Source organism: Chryseobacterium sp. MEBOG06 (genome assembly GCF_021869765.1).
In the GTDB taxonomy this organism is placed as follows: domain Bacteria; phylum Bacteroidota; class Bacteroidia; order Flavobacteriales; family Weeksellaceae; genus Chryseobacterium.
In genome coordinates, this window is the sequence record NZ_CP084580.1 from 368,073 (window position 1) to 390,464 (window position 22,392).

Annotated in this window: 20 protein-coding genes and 1 pseudogene; 11 read left to right on the plus strand and 10 right to left on the minus strand. The window is 36.1% G+C overall.

Features of this window, described 5'->3' with window-relative positions; translation table 11 throughout:
• Positions 1-7: 7 nt before the first annotated feature.
• Positions 8-388, plus strand: coding sequence for a RidA family protein (locus LF887_RS01610; protein WP_045491236.1), 381 nt, complete (start codon positions 8-10; stop codon positions 386-388).
• Positions 388-843, plus strand: a complete 456-nt coding sequence (locus LF887_RS01615; RefSeq protein ID WP_236857092.1) for a hypothetical protein — start codon at positions 388-390, stop codon at positions 841-843. The genes LF887_RS01610 and LF887_RS01615 overlap by 1 nt, the downstream gene beginning before the upstream one ends.
• 66 nt (positions 844-909) lie before the next feature.
• On the opposite strand, the gene LF887_RS01620 is transcribed toward LF887_RS01615, so the two are convergent.
• Complete coding sequence (locus tag LF887_RS01620; protein ID WP_236859459.1) at positions 910-2,439, minus strand: trypsin-like peptidase domain-containing protein; 1,530 nt, start codon at positions 2,437-2,439, stop codon at positions 910-912.
• 436 nt (positions 2,440-2,875) lie between these two features.
• On the opposite strand from LF887_RS01620, the gene LF887_RS01625 reads away from it, so the two are divergent.
• Together LF887_RS01625 and LF887_RS01630 are read left to right on the plus strand one after the other, a co-directional pair.
• On the plus strand, positions 2,876-4,228 hold the full coding sequence (locus tag LF887_RS01625; protein ID WP_236857093.1) for a rhodanese-related sulfurtransferase: 1,353 nt from the start codon (positions 2,876-2,878) through the stop codon (positions 4,226-4,228).
• Between the two features lie 102 nt (positions 4,229-4,330).
• Positions 4,331-4,876, plus strand: a complete 546-nt coding sequence (locus LF887_RS01630) for a 5-formyltetrahydrofolate cyclo-ligase (protein WP_317207783.1) — start codon at positions 4,331-4,333, stop codon at positions 4,874-4,876.
• Here the strand turns inward: LF887_RS01630 and LF887_RS01635 are convergent.
• Positions 4,825-5,406 (minus strand): hypothetical protein, encoded by a 582-nt coding sequence (locus LF887_RS01635; RefSeq protein WP_236857095.1) that lies wholly within the window; start codon positions 5,404-5,406, stop codon positions 4,825-4,827. The genes LF887_RS01630 and LF887_RS01635 overlap by 52 nt on opposite strands.
• Positions 5,390-6,570 (minus strand): annotated as a pseudogene (locus tag LF887_RS01640) (hypothetical protein). Before LF887_RS01640 ends, LF887_RS01635 begins: the two are co-directional and overlap by 17 nt.
• A gap of 183 nt (positions 6,571-6,753) precedes the next feature.
• Between LF887_RS01640 and LF887_RS01645 the strand changes: the two are divergent.
• Positions 6,754-7,083: a hypothetical protein gene (locus tag LF887_RS01645; protein ID WP_236857096.1), complete on the plus strand. Its 330-nt coding sequence runs from the start codon at positions 6,754-6,756 to the stop codon at positions 7,081-7,083.
• A 142-nt stretch (positions 7,084-7,225) separates the two neighbouring features.
• On the opposite strand, the gene LF887_RS01650 is transcribed toward LF887_RS01645, so the two are convergent.
• Both LF887_RS01650 and rmuC read right to left on the minus strand, forming a co-directional pair.
• A complete protein-coding gene (locus LF887_RS01650) occupies positions 7,226-7,993 on the minus strand; it encodes a TrmH family RNA methyltransferase (RefSeq protein ID WP_236857097.1) in 768 nt (255 codons plus the stop codon).
• A 194-nt stretch (positions 7,994-8,187) separates the two neighbouring features.
• Positions 8,188-9,696 (minus strand): DNA recombination protein RmuC, encoded by a 1,509-nt coding sequence (gene rmuC, locus LF887_RS01655; protein WP_236857098.1) that lies wholly within the window; start codon positions 9,694-9,696, stop codon positions 8,188-8,190.
• 149 nt (positions 9,697-9,845) lie between these two features.
• Here rmuC and LF887_RS01660 point away from each other — a divergent pair, with 149 nt between their 5' ends.
• The 5 genes from LF887_RS01660 (at position 9,846) to LF887_RS01680 (ending at position 17,535) form a co-directional block, all read left to right on the plus strand.
• On the plus strand, positions 9,846-10,520 hold the full coding sequence (locus LF887_RS01660; protein ID WP_236857099.1) for a response regulator transcription factor: 675 nt from the start codon (positions 9,846-9,848) through the stop codon (positions 10,518-10,520).
• A 2-nt stretch (positions 10,521-10,522) separates the two neighbouring features.
• The gene (locus LF887_RS01665) at positions 10,523-11,884 is read left to right on the plus strand and encodes a sensor histidine kinase (RefSeq protein ID WP_236857100.1); all 1,362 of its coding nucleotides are present in this window, start codon (positions 10,523-10,525) and stop codon (positions 11,882-11,884) included.
• Positions 11,885-12,043: 159 nt separating this feature from the next.
• Positions 12,044-13,318 (plus strand): TolC family protein, encoded by a 1,275-nt coding sequence (locus LF887_RS01670; protein ID WP_236857101.1) that lies wholly within the window; start codon positions 12,044-12,046, stop codon positions 13,316-13,318.
• Positions 13,319-13,321: 3 nt separating this feature from the next.
• Complete coding sequence (locus LF887_RS01675; protein WP_236857102.1) at positions 13,322-14,437, plus strand: efflux RND transporter periplasmic adaptor subunit; 1,116 nt, start codon at positions 13,322-13,324, stop codon at positions 14,435-14,437.
• Positions 14,437-17,535: an efflux RND transporter permease subunit gene (locus LF887_RS01680; RefSeq protein WP_236857103.1), complete on the plus strand. Its 3,099-nt coding sequence runs from the start codon at positions 14,437-14,439 to the stop codon at positions 17,533-17,535. The genes LF887_RS01675 and LF887_RS01680 overlap by 1 nt, the downstream gene beginning before the upstream one ends.
• A 160-nt stretch (positions 17,536-17,695) precedes the next feature.
• Here LF887_RS01680 and LF887_RS01685 read toward each other — a convergent pair whose 3' ends face one another.
• Complete coding sequence (locus LF887_RS01685) at positions 17,696-17,932, minus strand: hypothetical protein (RefSeq protein ID WP_236857104.1); 237 nt, start codon at positions 17,930-17,932, stop codon at positions 17,696-17,698.
• Between the two features lie 248 nt (positions 17,933-18,180).
• Here LF887_RS01685 and LF887_RS01690 point away from each other — a divergent pair, with 248 nt between their 5' ends.
• Entirely contained in the window at positions 18,181-18,348 is a 168-nt protein-coding gene (locus LF887_RS01690; RefSeq protein WP_236857105.1) for a bacteriocin-like protein, read from the plus strand.
• On the opposite strand, the gene LF887_RS01695 is transcribed toward LF887_RS01690, so the two are convergent.
• The 4 genes from LF887_RS01695 to pncB form a co-directional block, all read right to left on the minus strand.
• Positions 18,332-19,126 carry a hypothetical protein gene (locus LF887_RS01695; protein WP_236857106.1) on the minus strand — a complete coding sequence of 265 codons (795 nt, stop codon included), beginning with the start codon at positions 19,124-19,126 and terminating at the stop codon, positions 18,332-18,334. The genes LF887_RS01690 and LF887_RS01695 overlap by 17 nt on opposite strands.
• Before the next feature lie 95 nt (positions 19,127-19,221).
• A complete protein-coding gene (locus LF887_RS01700; protein ID WP_236857107.1) occupies positions 19,222-20,823 on the minus strand; it encodes a GEVED domain-containing protein in 1,602 nt (533 codons plus the stop codon).
• A 221-nt stretch (positions 20,824-21,044) separates the two neighbouring features.
• Entirely contained in the window at positions 21,045-21,170 is a 126-nt protein-coding gene (locus LF887_RS24195; RefSeq protein ID WP_262912505.1) for a hypothetical protein, read from the minus strand.
• A gap of 13 nt (positions 21,171-21,183) precedes the next feature.
• Entirely contained in the window at positions 21,184-22,362 is a 1,179-nt protein-coding gene (gene pncB, locus LF887_RS01705; RefSeq protein ID WP_236857108.1) for a nicotinate phosphoribosyltransferase, read from the minus strand.
• Between the last annotated feature and the right edge of the window lie 30 nt (positions 22,363-22,392).

Genomic DNA, 22,392 nt, shown 5'->3' on the forward strand with positions numbered 1-22,392 from the left:
TCCACATATGAAACAAATAATCAACACAGTTAATGCACCTGCAGCTATCGGTCCTTATTCACAAGCTAATATGGCAAACGGAGTTTTATATATCTCCGGACAGATTCCTGTAGATCCTGCAACTGGTAAATTGGTAGAGGGAATTGAAAAAGAAACGCACCAGGTAATGAAAAACCTTGAAGCAATTCTTACAGAAGCGGGAATGACTTTTAAAAATGTTGTAAAAGCTACGATCTTCCTTAAGAGTATGGATGATTTTGCAGTGATGAATGATATTTATGCCTCTTATTTAGATGCAGAAAGCTATCCGGCACGTGAAACGGTTCAGGTTTCTTGCCTGCCTAAGAACGTGGATATCGAAATTTCTATGATCGCACATCAGGATTAATGAGTTTTATAAGAAATACAATTGCGGTTTTGCTGGGCCTTGGTATTGCAGGGCTTATTATCACTCTTGGTATAAGAGCATTTCCGCAATGGGTTACTTTTGACGCTTTTGCTCCTTTTGAGCATTGGCAAAGGTTTCTCTTCAGTATGAAAGATGATAAAGCCTTTTTCGGGTTCCTGTTGTTTATTTCCGGATTGGGAACTACAGTTGGGGGAGTGGCAACCGCAATCATCGTTAAATATGCAAAAGTAGCCTATGCAATTCTAATTGGCTTTATAATGCTTTTTATTGCCATGCTGGATGTCATTATATTTCCTTATCATCCTACATTTTATAAGATCTCAATCTTCCTTACCTTTTTTCCTTTTTCCTGGATTGGCGGTAAGATTGTAGAGGTGATTTATGAGCGGAATAAGAAGAAAAGAATTGCTGATAAAATGAATAAGCCAAAATAAAATAATAAAAAAACGCTGCAGATTTCTGCAGCGTTTTTTGTTGATATAGAAAATTACTTTTCTTAATTAAGGCATTTTAAATCCTTTTGTATACATTCTTCCGTAGTCATCTACAAATTTCACCTGTACGTTCCCCTGGTATTTATCCAGGATTTTTTCTACGTCTTTTTGAGAATTGACTGGTTTGCCATTTACCTCAATGATGATGTAATTGTCTACGATGCCGATTTTGGCCATTTCACTGCCTTCTGAAACGTTTTTAGCAACTACACCGCTGGTTAGACCATATTCTGTTTTGAATCGCTCAGTAAGAGGATCAAATTCAGATCCGATTTTTTCAGTTACGCTAAGGTCAGCTTTTGTTTTGGTAGAAGTTCCTCCTTTCTGGTCTTTAAGAGTAACCGTAGTAGTAGATTCTTTACCATCTCTCCTATAAGTTAACTGAACTCTATCACCCGGGCGTTTACTTCCGATAGACATAGACAGATCTGCGAAATCAGTGATTTCATAATTGTCTATTTTAGTAATAATGTCTCCTTTTTTCAGACCTGCATCTTCAGCACCGCTCTTTTCACCAAATCCTGTAACATATACTCCGGATCCTACTTTAAGATTAGTCTTAAACTGTTTGTTGTATGAAGCTACCAGTTGGTCATTAGAAAGATCTAAAGACTGAACACCTAAGAAACCTCTCTGTACAATTCCGAATTTCTTGATATCTTCAACAATCTTTCTTGCCAAATTAGCAGGGACTGCAAATCCATATCCCTGATAATATCCGGTTGTAGACTGAATAGCAGAGTTGATCCCGATAAGTTCTCCATTCGTGTTGACCAATGCTCCTCCAGAGTTACCCGGGTTGATGGCTGCATCGGTCTGAATGAAACTTTCAATAGGATTAGCTGCCTTCCCCTGGCTTCCTAAAATTCCGATTCCTCTTCCTTTAGCAGAAACAATACCTGCTGTAACAGTAGAGTTTAATCCAAGTGGGTTTCCTACTGCAAGTACCCATTGTCCTACTTCAATATTATCTGAGTTCGCAAAATTTAGATAAGGAAGACCTTTTTCTTCAATCTTCAATAATGAGATGTCTGTATTAGGGTCGGTTCCTACCAATGTAGCGATGTATGATTTCTTGTTGCTTAATACAACTTCAAGTTTATTGGCACCTGCTACAACGTGGTTGTTGGAGATAATGTAACCGTCCGGAGAGATGATGACCCCGGAACCCATTCCTGAAGGCATATTATCAGGAGCCTGCTGCTGCTTTTGTTTCTGCTGCCCTCTTCCCCCGAAAGGATCTCCGAAGAAAAAGTCGAATAAGTCCTGCTCTGAAGCTCTGCTTGCCGTTCTGCTTTGATAATTTTTGATAGTAACTACAGCCGGAACGGTCGTTTTAGCTGCTTTTACAAAGTCATCACCCACTGCACCTGTATTCATTCCTGCAAATGATGTGTTAGGGGCTGATGCTGTGAAATACGATTGATCTCCATTGTTGGAAGAATGTCCTAAATATTGTATGGCTCCAACGGTAGTAGCTCCGGAGATGACTCCTACTACTGCAAATGGTAATAGTTTTTTTAAAGTACTCTTCATTGTATATCTTTCTTTTTTATTAATCATTTCGTTTTATGTTTTTAAGTAAACAAATTTAATGCTAAATAAGTAAGCAATTAGTGTGCTATGTTTCAATTTTAACTAAAATTTAACGGCTGCACTGTCAATTTATACATTATGTCATAATTGTTAATGTCAGCGTTAACATAACTTAAAAAAAACTTAAAGAAAAATTGTCCACTTTGCACAGTAGAGCATGTCAGATCTAATACTGAAAAATCAATGCCACTCTTCTATTTTATCCTTCTGTAATTATATCAACGATACACCTAAGCTTTCAATTTTTAATTCTCAATCTCCATTTTTATCTGTCCGTTATTCGTAGATAAGGGCTTTGTATTTTCCCAATAAATATACTTAATTGAAAAATTATTATCTTTGCAAAAATATTTTTCTCACTTAAAACGTTTATAGCATGCAACTGTATAACACCTTAAGCGCAGAAGAAAGAGCTCAACTTATTGATGAAGCTGGTAAGGAACGTCTTACATTGTCTTTCTATGCGTATGCCAAAATTGAAGATCCCAAAAAATTTCGCGACGAATTATTTATAGCCTGGAATGCCCTTGATGCACTTGGCCGTATTTATGTTGCTCACGAAGGTATCAATGCTCAGATGAGTGTTCCTGCAGATCAATTTGAAGCATTTCGTGATACGCTGGAAGTTTATGACTTTATGAAAGGAATTCGTTTAAATGTAGCCGTTGACCAGGATAATCACTCTTTTTTAAAACTGACAATAAAGGTCAGAAATAAAATAGTAGCTGATGGATTGAATGATGATACTTTTGATGTTACCAATAAAGGAATTCACTTAAAAGCACAGGAATTTAATAACTTACTTGAAGATCCCAATACCATTGTCGTAGATTTCAGGAATCATTACGAAAGTGAAGTTGGTCATTTTGAAGGAGCAATTACTCCTGATGTAGAAAACTTCAGAGAAAGTTTGCCGATTATCAACGAACAGTTACAGGATTTTAAAGAAGATAAAAATCTATTAATGTACTGTACAGGAGGAATCCGTTGTGAAAAAGCGAGTGCTTACTTCAAACACCAGGGTTTTAAAAACGTTTTTCAATTAGAAGGTGGAATTATTGAATATACCCGCCAAATAAAAGAAGAAGGCATCGAAAGTAAGTTTATAGGGAAGAATTTTGTATTTGACCACCGATTGGGAGAGAGGATCACAGACGATATTATTTCGCAGTGCCACCAATGTGGTAAGCCTTGTGATAACCATACCAACTGTGCTAATGATGCCTGTCATTTATTGTTTATTCAATGTGACGATTGTAAAGCCGCTATGGAAAACTGCTGTTCTACAGAATGTCTGGAAACAATCCATTTACCTTTAGAGGAGCAGCTGAAACTGAGAAAAGGATTGCAGGTAGGAAATAAGGTTTTCAGAAAAGGAAAATCCGATGCTTTGAAATTTAAAAATTCAGGTGATTTGCCAACCAGGCCTTTAGCAAAAGCTGAAACAAAAAATATCCGCCAGAAAATTGCAGTCAAAAAAATAATACTTGGAAAGGCTGAACATTATTATTCAAAATCAAAAATTGCACAGTTTTTAATTGAAAATAATGAACTTTCAATAGGTGATAAAGTATTAATTTCAGGGCCTACAACCGGAGAACAGGAGGTTACAATTACTCAGATTTATGCAAATGGAGGTCCTTGTGAAACAGCTAAAGAAGGAGATCAAATTACTTTTGAACTTCCGTTCAGAGTTCGTTTGTCTGACAAATTGTATAAAATTGTGTAAGCCTAAAAGCAAAAATAAAGCAGTGAAAGCTTATCCGGTTAAAATTATTTCAGTGAAGAAAACTTAATAATTATGCTAAAAGCTGAGCTTAGAAAAAAATATATGCAAAAAAGAAAAGCCTTGTCTACTGATGAGGCTTTCTTGTTATCAAAAAGAATATTGAATCAGTTCCTTGCTTATTTTAAACCTGAAGAAGGCCAGAAAGTCCATCTTTTTGTACCTATTGAGAAGTTTAGGGAAATTGACACCCAAATCTTCATCAATTATTTTCTAGCACATAATCTACGCGTTTATGTGCCTAAAATTGCCGATGATCAGCTTGTCAGTATTGAAATTTTTGAAAATACTGTGTTTGAAACAAATAACTGGGGGATTTCGGAACCTGTTTCAAGCCAGGATTCCGGAGAAAATAATTTCCATTATGTAATTACCCCTTTGGTGTATTGTGATGCAAAAGGAAACAGGGTAGGATATGGAAAAGGTTTTTATGACAGACTTTTCCAAAATGTATCATTAGAAACAAAAAAAATCGGAGTCAATTATTTTGACCCCGAAGAATATATCGATGATGTCTGGGAAAATGATATTCCTCTGGACTATTTGGTAACGCCTACAGAAGTGCTGTCTTTTTTAAGTGGTTTGGTATAAAAATCCAGAAAATAGAACTTAAACTCCTTCTTAAGTTTTGATGTTGACAATAAAATGTACTGTGCATTTTTTTCAAAGCTTCCTAAAGACCTGTTTTTATCGTCAAAATATTCTACATTGAATTTTGCATAATCTAAGGTGTCTTTTTTATAAAATTCTTTATAGACATTCAGGTTATTTACTTTTACAGTCTTTACTTTCATGCTGTCCAGTTCTTTCATTAGCCTTTTAAAGGTTAATGAATCGGGTTTGTGAAAGTAGCTTTCCATTTGTGAGTAGATTACCGTGTCTATCTCCGTGTTTCTCTTTCCTGATAAATATAGGGTAGACAGATCAAGAAGTTCCTGAACCTTTTGCTTGGTGATTGAATTAATGGCTTGCATACTGTCCATTTGTACAGCAGGATAACTTTTGGTATTGTTACTGTTTCGCAGTTTATCGAGATCGCTTACTTCTGTACTTTTTTTACTACAGGCAAAAAATAAAGCCAGAAGAGCCGTGAAGATTAAAAAATTATTGATTCTTTTCATCTGTAGTGGCAATTTTAAATTTGATGGAGATGATTTTACCTTTGGTATCTTTTTTCATTTCTATTACGTTCAGATTCTTTAATGACGTAGTAGGAGTTGTTACAAGGGTGATATACTTTTGCTTATCAAGCCTTTCTATACCATAGGTATTGTTGTCATAGACCTGATATATGATGGCATTGTTACTGATCAGATTTTCCAGCTGATTCCTCTTCTGTTTGATGAGAGCCACCTGTTCTTCATTATTTCCGCCTTTAATATCTTTAATAGAGAAATAGTAGGCTGCCATCTTATAATCATCCGGTTTCAGTTCTATTTTTTCTTCTTCAGGAGCATTTTCAAGGTTTCTGTTCACTTCCAGTGGTTCATAGAAAGGGGCACTAATTCGCATTTTCAGATTTTTATCCTTTGTAGAATAATAAAAGCACTCTCCGGGTTTTATTTTGTACATCAATGGCGATTCATTTTCCTTCACCACCATTATTTCTAAGGTATTGATTACAGAAACTCCTCTGTCCTTATCTATAAAACAATATTTATAAGTTTTGGAAAAAAGAACATCCTTGAATCCTAATAAACCGGTTATGGTGATTAAAACAGAGGTAATAAACGCCCATGCATTCTTTTTGAAGAAATTTTTCTTAGGCGGAGCTGCTGAAATTTCAACCTCGGTGATAGAATTTTTATTTACTTTAACTTCTTGATTTTCAGTATTTTTTTTTGTAAATCAGTATTTTCGGAGGGCTTATTTTCAACTTTTTGAGGCTGAATGTCAGTTTTTGGAAGTTCAGGAGCTGAAGAAACAGTTTTTTCCAATTCGTTGATTGTTTCTTCATCCAGATTTTCATTTTCATACAGCAATTCTCCAGCGAAAAGGTGTTGTTTCTTGAACTCGTACCATGAGTCGTATCCCGCATAAATACTCAATAAATTAAGCATATCTATTCTGGGCAGTTTGGTGACCGGTGAATTTTTGAAATAGGTGTAAAATGACTTTTCACTGATGTTGCCTTTCGCTTTTTTGCGGAGGTCTTCCTGGAAATATATGATGTCTATACCCTTCCACTTTGAGATATCATCATGCGAAGGGGTATATTCTTTTAAGTATTGACCCTGAACTTCCTTTTTTAGTTGCTCAAAGTGTAATAGATCTAAATCTGTCAATTTTTTAAAAAATAATTAAATTGTTGATTATCAGCTATGTTTTTTTGTAAAACTATTTTACAAATGTATTACAATTATTTTTCATAGACAAATTTTCTAACTGCTCTACCTTTGTCTTGTTCAAATAACAGAACAGAAGAAAATTTTATAAAACAATATTAACAAAATTAAATTTAATTTATTATGAAAAAGTCATTATTCGTAGCTGCTATCGCTGCAATCTCTTTAGTTGCTTGTAAAAAAACTGAAGCTACTTCTACTGAAGGAACAACTGATTCTGCTGCTGCTAACGTTGCTGATTCTGCTGCTGTAGTTACTGATTCTGCTGCTAAAGTTGTTGACTCTGCTGCAACTGCTGCTGTAGGTGCTACTAAAGATGCTGCTGCTGCTACAACTGCTGCTGGTGCTGAAGTTGCTAAAGATGCTGCTAAAGGTGCTGCTGACGCTGCTAAAGGTGCTGCTGATGCTGCTAAAGGAGCTGCTGATGCTGCTAAAGATGCTGCTAAGAAATAATTTTAGCTTACGCTTAAAAATAAAAGAACCGTTTCACCCAGTGAAACGGTTTTTTTTATGCTTTATAATTAAACCTTTCTATTGTCTACAAACAAAATGAATGACTGGAAAAAGATTTCTCCAATCTTCATTTTATTTCCGGTTATCCTTTTTTCTGCTTCAAAGATTCATAGCAGGTAATCGCTACTGCATTACTCAGATTAAGAGAATCTATACTTCCGGCCATTGGAATCAGCGTATTTTTTCCTTTCCCAATCCAGAAATTACTTAACCCGGAATGTTCGGTACCGAATAATACAGCAGAACGCTGTGTGAAATCTTTTTTATAGATATCTTCAGCACTGTCGTCCATCAGAGTGGTGTAAATATTGAATTTATTTTTCTGAAGGAAGTCCAGGGCCTCCTCATTTTCTGCCTGATAGACTTCCATTCCAAAAAGACAGCCTACACTTGATCTGATTACATTTGGATTATAAAAATCCGTTTTTCCATCTGCTACAATAAGAGCATCTATTCCGAATGCTTCGCAACTTCTTAAAATAGCACCGAGATTTCCAGGTTTTTCAACTCCTTCAACAATAATTACGGTAGCGTTCTCTTTAGGAATATATGATGAAAGACTATTTTCTTTAGCTTCGTATATCCCAATAATACCTTCTGAACTTCCTCTGTAAGCTATTTTCTCATATACTTTTTCACTTACTTGATGGATTTTCCCATCAGGAAGAGCCCCTTTGAATATATTCTCGCAGATAAAGAACTCAACCGGCACAAAATTATATTGTATTGCTCTTTCATTTTCCTGTTGCCCTTCTACTACGAAAACTTTTGATTTTTTACGGAATCTATTGTCAGTAAGAAGCTTAGTGACCTTTTTTATCTTATCGTTTTGAAAACTTTCTATCAACATTCCGCAAAATTATGCAAAATTTATCATTAGACTTCTCTGTACTTTATAAAAAGATTTTCTGACAAAGTTAAAATGCGAAATCAACTCACATTAGTAAGGAAAAAGAAAACTTTGTAGTAATGGAAATTACTTGTTGATGGAATTGAATAAGGCTGTTTCATATTGAGACAGCCTTGTTATTATGTTTTCCGATCTTACTCGTTGAAAAAGTCCAGCGTATTCTGTGAATTATCAACCAGGCTTTGTGGAAGATCTTTTTTGTTTTTAATGCCTAGTGATTTCAGTTTCTGTGTCTGAATCACAAGATTGTCATTTCCTGTGTAGAGCTGTTTGTAAGCATCATTATAAACATTTTTAGCCTGATCCAGATTTCGCCCTACTTTCTCCAGATTTTCTACAAAACCTACAAATTTATCATACAATTTGGCACCACGTTCAGCAATTTCCATGGAGTTTCTGTTCTGATACTCTCTTTTCCACAAGTCGGCAATCAGTTTCAGAGAAGTGATAAGATTGCTAGGATTCAATAATAAAATTCTTCTTTCATAGGCGTAGTTCCACAAATTCTGATCGGCCTGCATAGCGGCAATATAAGCGGGTTCACTAGGGATAAACATCATTACGAAATCCAATGACTTTCCATAGTCATCATAGGCTTTTTGACTCAGCTGTGTAATGTGATTTTTAATAGATCCGAGATGCTGGCTTAGTTTTAGGGCATATACATCAGGATCAGTTTCATCTACCAGATCAGTGAAAGCAGTCAAAGATACCTTGGAATCTATGATGACATTTCTTTCATCCGGGTATTTTATAACAGCATCAGGTCGCATTTTTTTACCGGAAAATTCTGAAAATAGAGCGTTATTGTCTTCATCACGCAATTCGTGCTCCAGGAAATATTCCCTTCCTTTTACCAGACCGGATTTTTCAAGGATACTTTCAAGGATCATTTCGCCCCAGTTTCCTTGTGTTTTGCTTTCTCCTTTTAATGCACGTGTAAGTTTTTTAGCATCATCGGAAATCTGCTGGTTCAGTTCTGCGAGCTCTTTTACCTTTTCGGCAAGGGAAAAACGTTCTTTATTTTCTTTTTCATAGGCCTCGTTGACCTTATTTTTCAGGTCGGCAATTTTCTCCTGAAAAGGATCCAGAATGTTTTTTAAGTTATTCTGATTTAAGGTAGTGAACTTTTCTGTTTTCTCCTCAAGGATTTTATTTGCCAGATTTTCAAACTGAAGTTTTGATTCCTCCTGGATCTTTATAATTTCCTCTTTTTGGGTATCTAAAGATTTCTGAAGACCTTCATTCCTGGCGGAAAATTCAGAGTTTTTAGCGAAAAGAAGCTGTTTCTCAATGATGTGAGTGTCTATTTGAGAGGTCAGTTTTAGATTGATCTGCTTTAATTCCTGAAATTGAACAGTCAGGGAAGAATGTTCAGCAGATATTCTCGAAAATTCATTCTTCAGATCATCCAGCAGATCCTGCTGCTGAATATTTGATTCTTTCTCTTTGCTGATATTTTGAGTCAGCTCCAGTATTTTTAAATTTGAATTTTCCTGGTCAGATTTATTTTTGATAAATAAAGAATTCAGTTCATCATAAGAATTTCTTGAAACCATTGTTGACTTCAGTGCAAAATATAAAATGACCGCTCCCAGTATTCCACCGGCAATAAAACCAATTAATAAATATATCATCTCCATCTTCCAAAATTATGAAAAAAGCAGGGAAGTTAAGCCTGCGAGAATATATTTGGAGCATTTGTTTTCGAAACCTTCCGGAATATTGAGCCATCTGCATCTGGTTTCCTTTACTAAAGATTACCTATATTTATGCGAAATTTCAGAAGAATATGAATGTTTTACTGGTAGAGGATGATCAAAGAATCAGTAATTTCCTGATAAAAGGGCTTTCCGAGGCCGGTTATGATATGACCCTTGCCGATTCGGGTGAAAAGGCACGTGAACTTCTTCATACTTATGATTTTGATATTATTTTGATGGATATTATGCTTCCCGGATTGGATGGGATGCAGCTTACTCAGATTATAAGATTCAAAGGGAATTATACCCCGATTTTAGTTTTGAGTGCACTGAACAGTCCTGATGATAAAATCAAAATGCTGGATCTTGGAGCAGATGATTATTTATCAAAGCCTTTTCATTTTGAAGAACTGATCTCAAGGATTAAAGCGTTAACAAGGCGTAATAAACTAAGCTATCAAAAAGAAGATCAATATTTATCCTGTGCTGATATTACAATCGATACAGATCTTCATAAAGTAACACAAAACGGTAAGGAGATTGAATTTTCTCCTACAGAATATAAGCTTTTTACTTTCCTGATGGAAAATAAAAATAAAGTGCTGAGCAGGACTCATATTTTACATAAAGTTTGGGGAATTGACTTCGATAATTCCACGAATGTGGTGGATGTGTACATTTCCTATGTTCGAAATAAGATTGATGAAACCGAACATAAGTTTATCCATACGGTAAAAGGAACCGGGTATTTAATTAAAGACTGATAATGACGCTCAGAAACAGGTTTACCCTTATCTCAAGCCTTTCATTTGGTATTGTTTCTATCATCACATCTGCGGTGATATTCTTTGCCTATTATGACAGTACGAAAATTTTTTACTTTGAAAAGCTTAGAAATACGGCTCTTATTTCTGCTATTTATTACCTTGAGAAAGATGAACTTCCAAAAGACAGACATGCTCAGATTAAAAAAGAGTATAACCATCTTATACAGAATAACAGGGTAGCGGTTTATAATCAGAATAACGAGGTTACATTCGGGCAGAATCTTCATGATAAAAATATAAAACCTTTTCATTTACAAACGGTCAGAACCAATAAAGGAGTGGAGTTTATGTCGGATAATCAATTCTATTACGGTATTTTTTATCCGGATAACCAGGGAGATTTTGTTGTTTTTGTAAAGTCCCCTAATGATTCTTTTCAGTCGCAGATTTTAAGGCTTTCAATTATTATGCTTTCTGTTTTGATCATTGGTTTGCTGGCGATTTATTTTCTGAGCAGATATCTTTCAAAAGTAGTCTATAAACCTATTTCCAATGTTGTAGAACGGATCAATAAAGTGGATTATAATAACATTTCTACTGCGATTACTTCCACCAATACGAATGACGAAATTGAAGACCTGATAAGATCCTACAATAAACTGTTGAGTAGAATTTCTGAAAATGTTTTGTTACAGCAGAATTTTATCAATTATGTTTCGCATGAATTTAAAACTCCTCTTGCTGCAATCTCCGGAAATCTCGAGGTATTTGCCCAGAAAGACAGAACTCCTGAAGAGTACAGGGAAGTTGCAAAAGAATCCCTGGAGAATGTCTACGAGATTGAAAAGATTCTCAATAATCTTCTTTTAATGTCAGGAATGACTAAACTTGAATCTTCTCATAAACCAATGAGGGTAGATGAACTGATCTGGAAAATTTTTGAAAAACTGGAAGCTACAGCAAAGGAAAAGCATTCAACCCTGATCATACATTTACAGGTTACCCAGCCTTCGCTGCTGGAATTTCCAGGAAATGAGACCCTGTTATATCTGGCGTTATATAATATCGTGGAAAATGCAGTTAAATATTCTTACAATAAACCTGTAGTTATTACGCTATCAGAAAATAATAACCAACTGTATATTGAAGTAAAAGACGAAGGACGAGGTATTCCTTCGGATGATCTTGCAAAGATTTATGAAACATTTTACAGAGGGAAGAATGTGGATGCTATCAGAGGAAGCGGGATAGGCCTTTCTTTGTCTAAAAGTATTTTTGATCATCATCATGTTGTGATGAAAATTGATTCCTCAGTGAATGTCGGAACGCGCGTCCTTCTTGAGTTTCCACCCCATTCTTGATTTTTTCTACAAATATTTCTGAATTCAATTTATTCTTGAAATAAAAATAATATCTGTCATTCTAATCAAACTCTAATGTTGGACTAATCGAATTTTAATTTCATTCGAAATTGGCTCTAATATTAGAAAAATAGCTTTGTGGTCTTAAAATAGTAGACCTTGAAGAAGATTTTTTTTACCCTTTTTTATATTCATTGCTTTAGCCTCTTTTCTGCACAGATTTCCGATACACTGAAAATCAGCAGACATGAGGCTGAAGCAGTTTTTCTTGCTAAAAACCTGGATATTATTGCTCAGAAGCTGGAAATTTCTCAGGCGGAAGCCCGGGCTGTTCAGGCAAAATTCTGGCCTAATCCTAAATTAAGTATCAGTGAAGTCAATCTTTGGAGGACTTATGATATTGAAGAACAGCCTGCACTCATCGGAAATTGGGGAAAAAACACCCAGATTTCAGCTGAAATAGAGCAGGTGATCCAAACTGCAGGAAAGAGAAGGAAAAATATTGAACTGCAGAAGATAGAAGTAGAAGGAGAAAAGTATGAGTTGCAGGAAGTGCTGCGTGAGCTTAAAAAGTCTTTAAGAAATACGATCACAGAAATTCTGTATAATCAGGAGCAGCAAAAGATCTATCAGGGCCAGATTGCATCTATTGAGAAATTAACAAAATCTTATCAGAACCAATTAAACCTTGGGAATATCAGTAAATCTGAGTATGTCCGGCTAAAAGCACAGGAGATTGAATTCAAGAAAAAACTGGTTTCGCTGAAACAGGAAATTGAGGATCAGCAGGTAGAGCTGAAAGCTTTACTAATGCTTCCCCCGAGCTCTTATCTAATCATTTCAGACTCATTTGTCATGCCGGAAAAGCAGCTTTCTGAAGTAGAGCTCACTCAGTGGCTGGAAAAGGCCAAGGAAAATCGTCCGGATATTCTTATTTCAAAAAATAAAGAGAAACACGCTTCTAAAAATCTTGAAATTCAGAATGCCATGAAGACTCCAGACGTTGCTCTTTCTATAGGATATGACCGCGGCGGGAATATTATGAAAGATTTCGTTGGGCTTGGATTGTCGCTGGATCTTCCAATCTTCGACCGCAATAAAGGAAATATTCAGGAAGCAAAACTTGAAATTGAGAAAAGCAAAAACGAAACCCGTAAAAATATGCTGAGATCTGAAAATGAAATTGTCTCTGTTTTTAGAAACTACATCCGGACACAGGAAGTTTCTGCAGAAATAGATGAAAGCTATGAGTCTACACTGGATGGACTGCTGGTAAGCCACGAGAAAAACTTCAGGCTGAGAAACATAAGTATGCTGGAATATATGGATTTTCTTGATGCCTACATCGGTAATAAAATGATCATACTCGATACCAAAAAAGAACTTAACCAATACTACGAAAACCTGCAGTATGTTGTGGGACAAGATTTATAAGATATGAACAAGAATACGACCAGATATATTGCAGCAATTTATTTATCTGCCTTAGTTGCACTTACAGGCTGTAAAGATAAAGAACAGAATAAGGAAGCCGAAAAAGGCTACTGTATCAGCAAAGAGCTTAAGAAAGATATTAAACTTGTAAAAGTGGAAATGATTCCGATAGAAGAGAGTATCACCCTTACCGGAGAAGTAGAGAGCAATTCGGATAAAACAGTTCCTTTTGTAAGTCTTGTAGATGGAGTGGTGACAGATACCTATTTCTCTTTGGGGGATTATGTAAAGAAAGGGCAGGTGCTGGCCATTGTAAAGAGTACAGCGGTCAACGAGATGCAGGATGATACCCAGACTTTACAGGCTCAGCTGGCTGTAGCAAAAAGGAAACTGTCTTCTGTAGAAGCAATGTACAAAGACGATATAGCTTCTCAAAAAGATCTTCAGGAAGCACGTTCAGAGGTGACAATTCTTCAGTCTAATATTTCCAAGACTCATAAAAATATGCAGTTATATTCTGCCGGAGGGAGTACGATTCAGATAAAAGCGCCTGCAGACGGATATGTTATCTCAAAAAATATTTCAAAAGGGATGCCTGTAACAGCAGGAGGAGACCAGCTCTTTACCATTTCTAATCTGGATAAGGTATGGGTAATGGCCAATGTGTATGCTACGAATATGAGAAATGTTTATGTGGATCAGCCTGTCGTAGTGAAAACACTTGCTTATCCCGATGACAGTTTTTCAGGAAAAATAAACAATATCTCACAGGTTTTTAATGAGAATGAAAGAGTACTTAAAGCCAAGATTATCATGGATAATAATGGAATGAAATTAAGGCCCGGAATGTCTGCGGATGTTGTTTTACCAGTTAATTCACAAAACAAAAAAGCTCTGGCTATTCCTGCTAAAGCTCTGATTTTCGATAACAATCAAAGTTATGTAGTGGTGTATAAAAAAGACTGCGAATTAGAAATCAGACCTGTGACGGAGGTTGCTTCCAATAGCCAGTATATTTATGTAGAAGGAAATTTAAAAGAAGGTGAAAATGTCATTGCTTCCAATGGATTACTGATCTATGAAAACCTGAAAAACCAATTAAATAATTCTACGAAGTAATGCGAAAATTTGTACAGAATATAGTTTCCTTCTCTTTAAAAAACTCATTGATTGTTCTTTTGGGGACATTTCTTTTGTTGGCTGGAGGAATCTATTCCTATATACATACTCCTATTGAGGCTTTTCCTGATGTTACCAACACCAGAGTAAGGGTTATTACCCAATGGCCGGGGAGAAGTGCTGAAGAAATAGAAAAATTTGTCACATTGCCGATTGCCAAAGAAATGAATGCCATCCCGAATAAAACATCGGTAAGATCTATTTCTTTATTCGGGTTGTCAGTAGTTACCGTGATTTTTGATGATCACGTCAATGATTTTTATGCCCAGCAATATGCTTCCAATAAATTAGGGAATGTTAATCTCCCCGGTGGAGCCGAGTACAGTATAGAGCCTCCTTCAGGAGCAACCGGAGAAATCTACCGGTATATTATCAAAAGTAAGCTTCCAATCAAAGAAGTTACTTCTATTCAGGACTGGGTGATTGAAAGAGAATTGCTGGCTGTTCCTGGAGTAGCAGATGTGGTAAGTTTTGGAGGTGAAGAAAAAACATATGAAATAAAAATTAATCCTACGGAATTACACAATTACGACCTTTCCCCTCTGGATGTGTATGAAGCAGTTTCGAAGAGTAATATCAATGTAGGAGGAGATGTAGTAGCAAAAGGTGATCAGGCTTATGTCGTGAGGGGGATTGGTCTTTTAGAGAAAAAAGAAGATATTGAGAATATCAAGATCGAGGTAAAAGGATCTACTCCTATCCTGGTGAAACACGTTGCCGAGGTTAAAATTTCTGCGAAACCGAGGTTAGGGCAGGTAGGGTATAATAAAGAAAATGATGTTGTAGAGGGAATTGTCATTATGCTCCGTGGTGAAAATCCAAGTGAAGTTATTGCAAGGCTTAAAGACAGAATTGAAGAACTGAACGGAGGGGAACTTCCCGGCGATGTTCAGATCGTCCCGATTATTGACCGTACAGAATTGGTCAATACAACGGTTCATACCGTTTCCAAAAATCTGATCGAAGGAGTTATTCTGGTTTCCATTATTGTATTTATATTCCTTTACAATTGGAGAACGACATTTATTGTAGCATCCGTGATTCCTCTGGCATTCCTATTTGCTATTATTATGTTGAAAATTCAGGGACTGCCGGCAAATTTGATCTCTATGGGAGCTTTGGATTTTGGCTTACTGCTCGAAGGGACATTAGTCATCGTTGAACATGTATTTGTAGCCCTCGAACTCAAGGCGAAGAAAATAGGACTTGAACGGTTCAATAAAATGTCAAAATTGGGGATCATTAAAAAGAGTGCTGGAAGTGTGGCGAGTTACATCTTCTTTGCATTATTGATTCTGATTGTTGCTTTGATGCCGATCTTCTCTTTCCAGAAAGTGGAAGGAAAAATGTTCTCTCCTTTAGCATTTACATTGGGATATGCATTATTGGGATCATTGATATTAAGTTTGACCTATGTTCCGGCAATGTGTAAGCTTTTACTGACAAAGAATATTGAAGAAAAAGAAAACTTTATATCAAGATTCTTCAGAGTAAATATTTACAGGATTTACGAATTCAGTAACCGTTACAAAAAAGGATTTATCATTGGTTTCATTACCTTATTGGCTGTTTGCGGATGGAGATTTTCCAATTATGGATCAGAGTTCCTGCCAAAGCTGAATGAAGGGGCTATCTATGTAAGGGCAACCCTTCCAAATAGTGTAAATCTGGATGAATCTGTACGTCTTACAAAAGAAATGAAGGAGATTTTAATGAAATATGATGAAGTGAAATTTGTCATGACCCAGACAGGCCGTCCCAACGATGGAACAGACCCCACCGGTTTCTTTAATATTGAATTTAACATCCAGCTGAAACCGGAAAATGAGTGGAAGAAAAAAATATCCAAGGATGAACTTCTTGAAGAAATGAGGGTTTCTCTTGAAAAATATCCGGGTATTAATTTCGGGTTCAGCCAGCCGATACAAGATAATGTAGAAGAATATGTAGCAGGGGTAAAGGCTCCGTTAGTGATCAAAATCTTTGGGAATAACTTGTTTGAATTGGAAAACTATGCTAATCAGGTTGCCCAATCTATAAAAACAGTTCCGGGTATTTCAGATGTCAATGTTTTTAAAAATATAGGGCTTCCGGAATTGAGAATACAGCTTCATGATTCCAAAATGGCAAAATATGGAATTTCCACAGCAGATGCACAGGCAGTTATTGAAATGACTATTGGCGGACAGGCAGCGACCAAGTTTTATGAAGAAGAAAGGATGTTTGATGTTATGCTGAGATTTGAAAAACAATATCGTGACACTCCGGAAAAAATGGGAAATATTTTGATCCCGACTCAGGATAATAAAAAAGTGCCGCTGAAAGAAATTGCAACCATTGATTACCATACCGGTCCATCATTTATTTACCGTGAAGGAAACAGCAGATATATTGGAGTTGGATTTAATATTGAAGGTCGTGATCTTGGAAGTACGATCAAAGAAGCAAAAGCAAAAGTAGATAAAGAAGTGAAACTTCCGAAAAGCCATAAAATGACATGGGCAGGAGAGTTTGAAAGCAAAGAAAGAGCTGCAAAACAGCTCGCTATGGTAGTGCCGATCTCTTTAGTTCTTATCCTGATGCTCTTGTATTTCAACTTCGGAAATGTAAAAGATACGCTGATTTCTTCCGTTACTCTGGCATTTGCGTTTATCGGAGGGTTTTTATCTCTGTGGTTTACAGGAACCATTTTTGGAATTTCAGCAGGGATTGGATTTATTATCCTTTTTGGAGTGGCCACCATTGATGGTATCGTTCTGATAGGAGTAATGAAGGAGAATCTGCAAAACAGAATGTCTCTTAAAGAATCTATTTCTCTGGGAGTTAAAAGCAGAATTCGTCCCGTAGTTATGATTGCTCTAATGGGGTCTATGGGGCTTCTTCCCGCGGCAATGTCCAACGGAATGGGGTCCGAAATTCAGAAACCTTTAGCCATTATGATTGTTGGCGGGCTGATCATCTGTATGCTGCTGTCTTTTACAGTATTGCCTATTATCTTCCATTATGCTTATCATAAAAAGCATAAGGAAACCATATAGTTTCTTTTATTTGTTCATTATTTGGCCGGGATCCGTGAGGAAGATCCCGGCCTTTTTATTGCAGATAAACCGCTTTTGTTGACTCTGGGGTAGATTTGTTTCATTTACAGATAATAAAAAAGTGAGCCGGGAAGCTCACTTTATTTATTGTTTATTCAGATTATGGGGTGATTATAATCGGATCAGGAAAAGGTTCGAGAACCAGTGGTTTGCACATGGCTGCCGGTTGGCAGCTTCCCCCCATGCATATAAAATTAGTCATCGTGGTTGTGCCGTCAGGACATCTGATCATGGCTTCACCATGACATCCGCCAGGGCATTGTGCCGGATACAATGTTCCTCCGAATACATTTTTCAATTCAGCTCTTGAAAGTTTTTCATTGTTGTTTTTTTTCATAGTATTAATTTTAATTGATAGTGCGGTAACTTACTTATAATGAATTATGTAAGTTTTGTTTCATTGTACTAAGATAGTTAAAAATATTTCTTTAATTAAAGAAATTATGTTAAAATTTTACTTGTAAATATTTGAAATGTAGAATTTTGTGAGAATAAGTTGTATATTTAATTCCAGTTAAAGAGAAATAAATAAGGAGGAATCCGAAAATCTAAAAGAGTAGGAAATTAATACTAAACAAAATAACTATGAAAAATTTAAAAAATTTGAACAGAAAAGAATTGAAAAGCGTTTTAGGTGGAGCTGCAGCGGCTTGTGAAGCTCCAATAGACGGAGGTTGTAAGGCAAATTATATATTCTGCAGCAATCCTTATTGCTGTTATCCGCCAAATAGACCATTTATCTGTTTAGATTAATCAGAAATAAATAACAGGCTGTTTTTAAAGCAGCCTGTTTGTTTTTATTTATTACTCTTTTAAATAAAACGACTTTAATTTTGTTGTTTCTGATATCAAGCATAGCCGGTTTTGGATGCTGAATATAAATTCTTTGATGGGTTTCTGATTCCTTATTAATGATTGGATCATAAGAAAACAGGTCCGGATCAATTTTCTGAACGGTATGAAACTTATTTTTGTTCAATTCTGAAATGGTCGTTTTTGTTTTTCCATTGTCGGCCAGAATTGAATACAACTTTTTATTATATACAAAACTTGACATTATTAAGACTCCACTGGAATCTGCTAATTTTCTGACCCCTTTTGAGGTGTGAGCTTCATACTCTCGTGTGATGATGCCAGGATTATAAGGATGGATTTTAGTAGTTTCTTCCATTATCTCAGGATTTTTAATCTCTAAAACATAGGAATTTCCAAAACCATGTGACATTGACGCGGAAACATAATAAGTGCCGTCAATTTTATTTACAGAAACAGGACATGTAGCTGTGGTATAGTGAATCTTTCCTGATTTTTTATTTTTAAAATAAACAGTACCGCCCCATTCTCCGGAACAGCTGTACCACACATCATAAATTTTATCTTTATAGAGCAGAGCCGTGTGATGAATATCTTTTAAACTATTTAGTTCATCAATAATGTTCTTATCTGTTTCTATCGTTTCAATCTCAAATATATTTTGATTATGACAGCTTACAGCTAGCAGTAAAATAAAAAATAGCTGAATTGTTTTCATGAAATGACTTAATCTATTTTAAACTTAGATACTCATATAGAAAAAGCGGTAGTTTTTACTACCGCTTAATAACTATTATTAAAAAGTTTTATTGATTATTTTTTAACTGCTTTTAAAGTTTTTACTGTTCCATCTTCCATTTGAAGGCTAATCAGATAAAGACCAGAATTCAGGTCAGAAAGATTGAGCTCATTGCTGGCTTTAAGAGTTTTCAGCTGTCTTCCGGAAACATCACTGATAACAATTGATTTTACTCCTTTAGTATCAGAAATTTTCAGAATGTCTTTAAACGGATTAGGATAAACAGAGATATCTGCTTTCTTATTCATGTTTATATCAGAAGTTCCTAATACAGTTCCTACATTAATCGTGTAGTCTTCTGCCTGTCCCTGGCTGATATCACTGCATGGATCTGATAATTCTGTTCTTACAGAAGTTGTAGAACTGTTAAAATTATACTTAATTCTCATTCTTGTATTCCCTAAAGCAGCCGTAGCCGGTACTGTAATGTTTTTATTAACAGTTAAAGGAGTACCTGTTCCTCCTGCAAAATCAGAAGTTACAAAATAAGACTCTCCCGGATCGGCAAAACTTCCGTTTTGATTCCAGTCTATAAATACTGTAAACCCAAATCTGTTTGTAGTTCCCACTGAAGTTGCTGTTAACGCAATAGGATAAGAAGTCCCTCTGGTAACATTCGCTATTTTGTTGGTGTAATTTTCCTGGCCATCCATAGGGTTTGTTGTTACAGTGGCACTCGATGCGTTGGTCATATCACTGAAAACAACATTGGAAATAGGATAAGTACCCAACCTGGCAAGAAGTGGTCCACAATAAGGTGTAATTGGATTAGCTCCTGTAGTGAATGATATTTCCTGACATCCTGTAGCATCTCCCAAAGCGTTGGTAGGCGTGGCCGTTACATAAAGAGTTGTATTTGGAGGTAGGGGGGCAGAGGCTGTAGGGGTGTAGGAAGTATCATAGGTACTTCCTGAGAAGATATTTGAACCTCCTGAAGTAGTCCCAATTTTTACTTTATAAGCTTCAGCTCCGGCTGTAGGTGCCCAGGTAATCTGCTGGCGTACGGAAACTCCGGTTGCTCCGCTTACAGGGCTGCTTATTGTAGTACAGGCAGGCGTTGCAGTAACTTCCTGTTTGATTTTAACATTGTCTATAAAGCTAAAAAAATCATATGTACCACCTGTTGTACCCAATGTTTGAATTCTCAGCATAAAGTTTCCGTTGACATTGGCGCTTTCAGGGATTGTACCTGTAAACGGAGCACATGTTTGTGCCGCACTCGTTAACGTGATAGGAGAGCCTACTGTGGTATAGTTGACTCCTCCATCGGTTGAATAAGCTACAGTAATAGTACCTCCAATAGAACTGCTTGCATCATATGGCTGTGTTGTGTACGCAAAAGAAATATCAATTTTTTTACCGTTAGCAGTTATGCTCGCCGGCTTTGTATAGATTAAATTGACTGTCCTGGTTGCTGTACTTAAACCATATACTTCAGCACCGATGAATGTATTTCCATCACAGGTACTTCCAATATAGGTTGCGGCAGTACCGGTATAACCACCGCTTATTACAAAGCCAGGGCTGGTTGCGTTTTCAAAGCTTTCAGTCACTAAAATCTGGGCACTGCTCATAGTGGCGAGTGCCATTGAACTCAAGAATAGTATTTTCTTCATAGGGTAAAGTTTTATTTTACCGAATATAATAATATTCTCCATATTAACCAAATTAATAGTGAAATTTACATTTGATAATCAATTATTTATCTATTGTGTCTTTGTTTTAGGTAATTTTAATTGTTTTTATTCTTTTTATTAAATATTCTTTTTTATTACTTGAACAAGTAGGGTATTGTATGAATGGAAGACTTCCTATGAAATCTATGGATGATCATTTTTTATTTTGTTAGTTTCAATGCTGTATCTTTTGATGAAGTTCCGGGTTTGCCATTGTCTCCTTTTGTGTGTGCCACACAGGAAACCATGGAAAGGGATATTGTAAAAAGTAAAAGTTTTCTGATCATTTATCTAGTATTGCTAGTCTTTTATTCTTAAAAATTCTTTAGCCAGTTCAATCATTTTAGGATCACCGGTATATTTACCATGCTCATCAGAAAGTTTTACGGTAGGAATCCATTCCTTATTGGGAGCCTGTACCCCAATCAGTTTCATGACAATGTTCATTGGCTTTAAGCCTACATCGTTGGTAAGGTTGGTTCCTATTCCAAAAGAGATCCCTATTTTTCCACGGCAGTAGTTTGTAATTTCTTCTACCTTTTCAAGATTAAGTGCATCAGAGAAAATAATATATTTAAACATAGGATTAATGCCGTTCTTTTGATAATGTGCGATAGTTTTATCGGCAAATTCCAGGGGATCACCACTGTCATGACGTACGCCATCAAAAAGTTTAGCAAATTTTTTGTCAAATTGCTGAAAGAAGACATCTGTAGTATAGGTGTCGGAAAGCGCAACTCCCAAGTCTCCTCTGTATACATCCACCCAATGTTCCAGAGCCAGTTCATTGGCCATTTTGAATCCATATTCTGCGGCATGGAACATAAACCATTCGTGGGCATGTGTTCCGATAGGTTTTACACCATATTTCATAGCAAAATGAACATTTGAGCTTCCGATAAATGTAGATTCTTTTTTCTGATTTAAAGCTTCCATTACCAGATTTTGTACCTTATAAGAATGTCTTCTTCTGGTTCCAAATTCTGCAAAGGTCACTCCAAGTCTGCCTAATGCATCAGCTTTTTCAATTGTCTTGCTCATTACCACTTCATTAGAATCTCTTTCCATATGATTCATTTCGTAGTGCAGTTCACTGATAAGTGCCAATAAGGGAACTTCCCAAAGAATAGTTCTATACCAAAGTCCTTCCACGCTTACAGAAAGGTCACCTCCTTCCTGATGAATCTTTACTTCTGACGGATCATAGTGATATCCTTCAAGAAAATCAAGATAAGGAAGGTCAATATAAGGACAGGTTCTTGCCATAAACTTTTTCTCATCTTTGGTAAGTTTAAGTTCAGCCATTTTATTTACAGCTTCCCTTAGAGCATTATCAAAACCATCAGGAAACTGGTGTTTCCCTCTATTGATAAATTCATATTTTACAATTGAACTGGGGAATAGTTTTACCACGGCATTTTGCATGGTTATTTTATAGAAATCATTATCCAGAATGGAGTTCAGTCTTACATCGTTCATGATATGTGTAATTTTAACGCAAATATAAAA

Bases quoted from the DNA above. Each gene is read 5' to 3' on its own strand.
- LF887_RS01610 (WP_045491236.1), top strand. From the start codon at position 8: ATGAAACAAATAATCAACACAGTTAATGCACCTGCAGCTATCGGTCCT.
- LF887_RS01615 (WP_236857092.1), top strand. From the start codon at position 388: ATGAGTTTTATAAGAAATACAATTGCGGTTTTGCTGGGCCTTGGTATT.
- LF887_RS01620 (WP_236859459.1), bottom strand. From the start codon at position 2,439: ATGAAGAGTACTTTAAAAAAACTATTACCATTTGCAGTAGTAGGAGTC.
- LF887_RS01625 (WP_236857093.1), top strand. From the start codon at position 2,876: ATGCAACTGTATAACACCTTAAGCGCAGAAGAAAGAGCTCAACTTATT.
- LF887_RS01630 (WP_317207783.1), top strand. From the start codon at position 4,331: ATGCAAAAAAGAAAAGCCTTGTCTACTGATGAGGCTTTCTTGTTATCA.
- LF887_RS01635 (WP_236857095.1), bottom strand. From the start codon at position 5,406: ATGAAAAGAATCAATAATTTTTTAATCTTCACGGCTCTTCTGGCTTTA.
- LF887_RS01645 (WP_236857096.1), top strand. From the start codon at position 6,754: ATGAAAAAGTCATTATTCGTAGCTGCTATCGCTGCAATCTCTTTAGTT.
- LF887_RS01650 (WP_236857097.1), bottom strand. From the start codon at position 7,993: ATGTTGATAGAAAGTTTTCAAAACGATAAGATAAAAAAGGTCACTAAG.
- rmuC (WP_236857098.1), bottom strand. From the start codon at position 9,696: ATGGAGATGATATATTTATTAATTGGTTTTATTGCCGGTGGAATACTG.
- LF887_RS01660 (WP_236857099.1), top strand. From the start codon at position 9,846: ATGAATGTTTTACTGGTAGAGGATGATCAAAGAATCAGTAATTTCCTG.
- LF887_RS01665 (WP_236857100.1), top strand. From the start codon at position 10,523: ATGACGCTCAGAAACAGGTTTACCCTTATCTCAAGCCTTTCATTTGGT.
- LF887_RS01675 (WP_236857102.1), top strand. From the start codon at position 13,322: ATGAACAAGAATACGACCAGATATATTGCAGCAATTTATTTATCTGCC.
- LF887_RS01680 (WP_236857103.1), top strand. From the start codon at position 14,437: ATGCGAAAATTTGTACAGAATATAGTTTCCTTCTCTTTAAAAAACTCA.
- LF887_RS01685 (WP_236857104.1), bottom strand. From the start codon at position 17,932: ATGAAAAAAAACAACAATGAAAAACTTTCAAGAGCTGAATTGAAAAAT.
- LF887_RS01690 (WP_236857105.1), top strand. From the start codon at position 18,181: ATGAAAAATTTAAAAAATTTGAACAGAAAAGAATTGAAAAGCGTTTTA.
- LF887_RS01695 (WP_236857106.1), bottom strand. From the start codon at position 19,126: ATGAAAACAATTCAGCTATTTTTTATTTTACTGCTAGCTGTAAGCTGT.
- LF887_RS01700 (WP_236857107.1), bottom strand. From the start codon at position 20,823: ATGAAGAAAATACTATTCTTGAGTTCAATGGCACTCGCCACTATGAGC.
- LF887_RS24195 (WP_262912505.1), bottom strand. From the start codon at position 21,170: ATGATCAGAAAACTTTTACTTTTTACAATATCCCTTTCCATGGTTTCC.
- pncB (WP_236857108.1), bottom strand. From the start codon at position 22,362: ATGAACGATGTAAGACTGAACTCCATTCTGGATAATGATTTCTATAAA.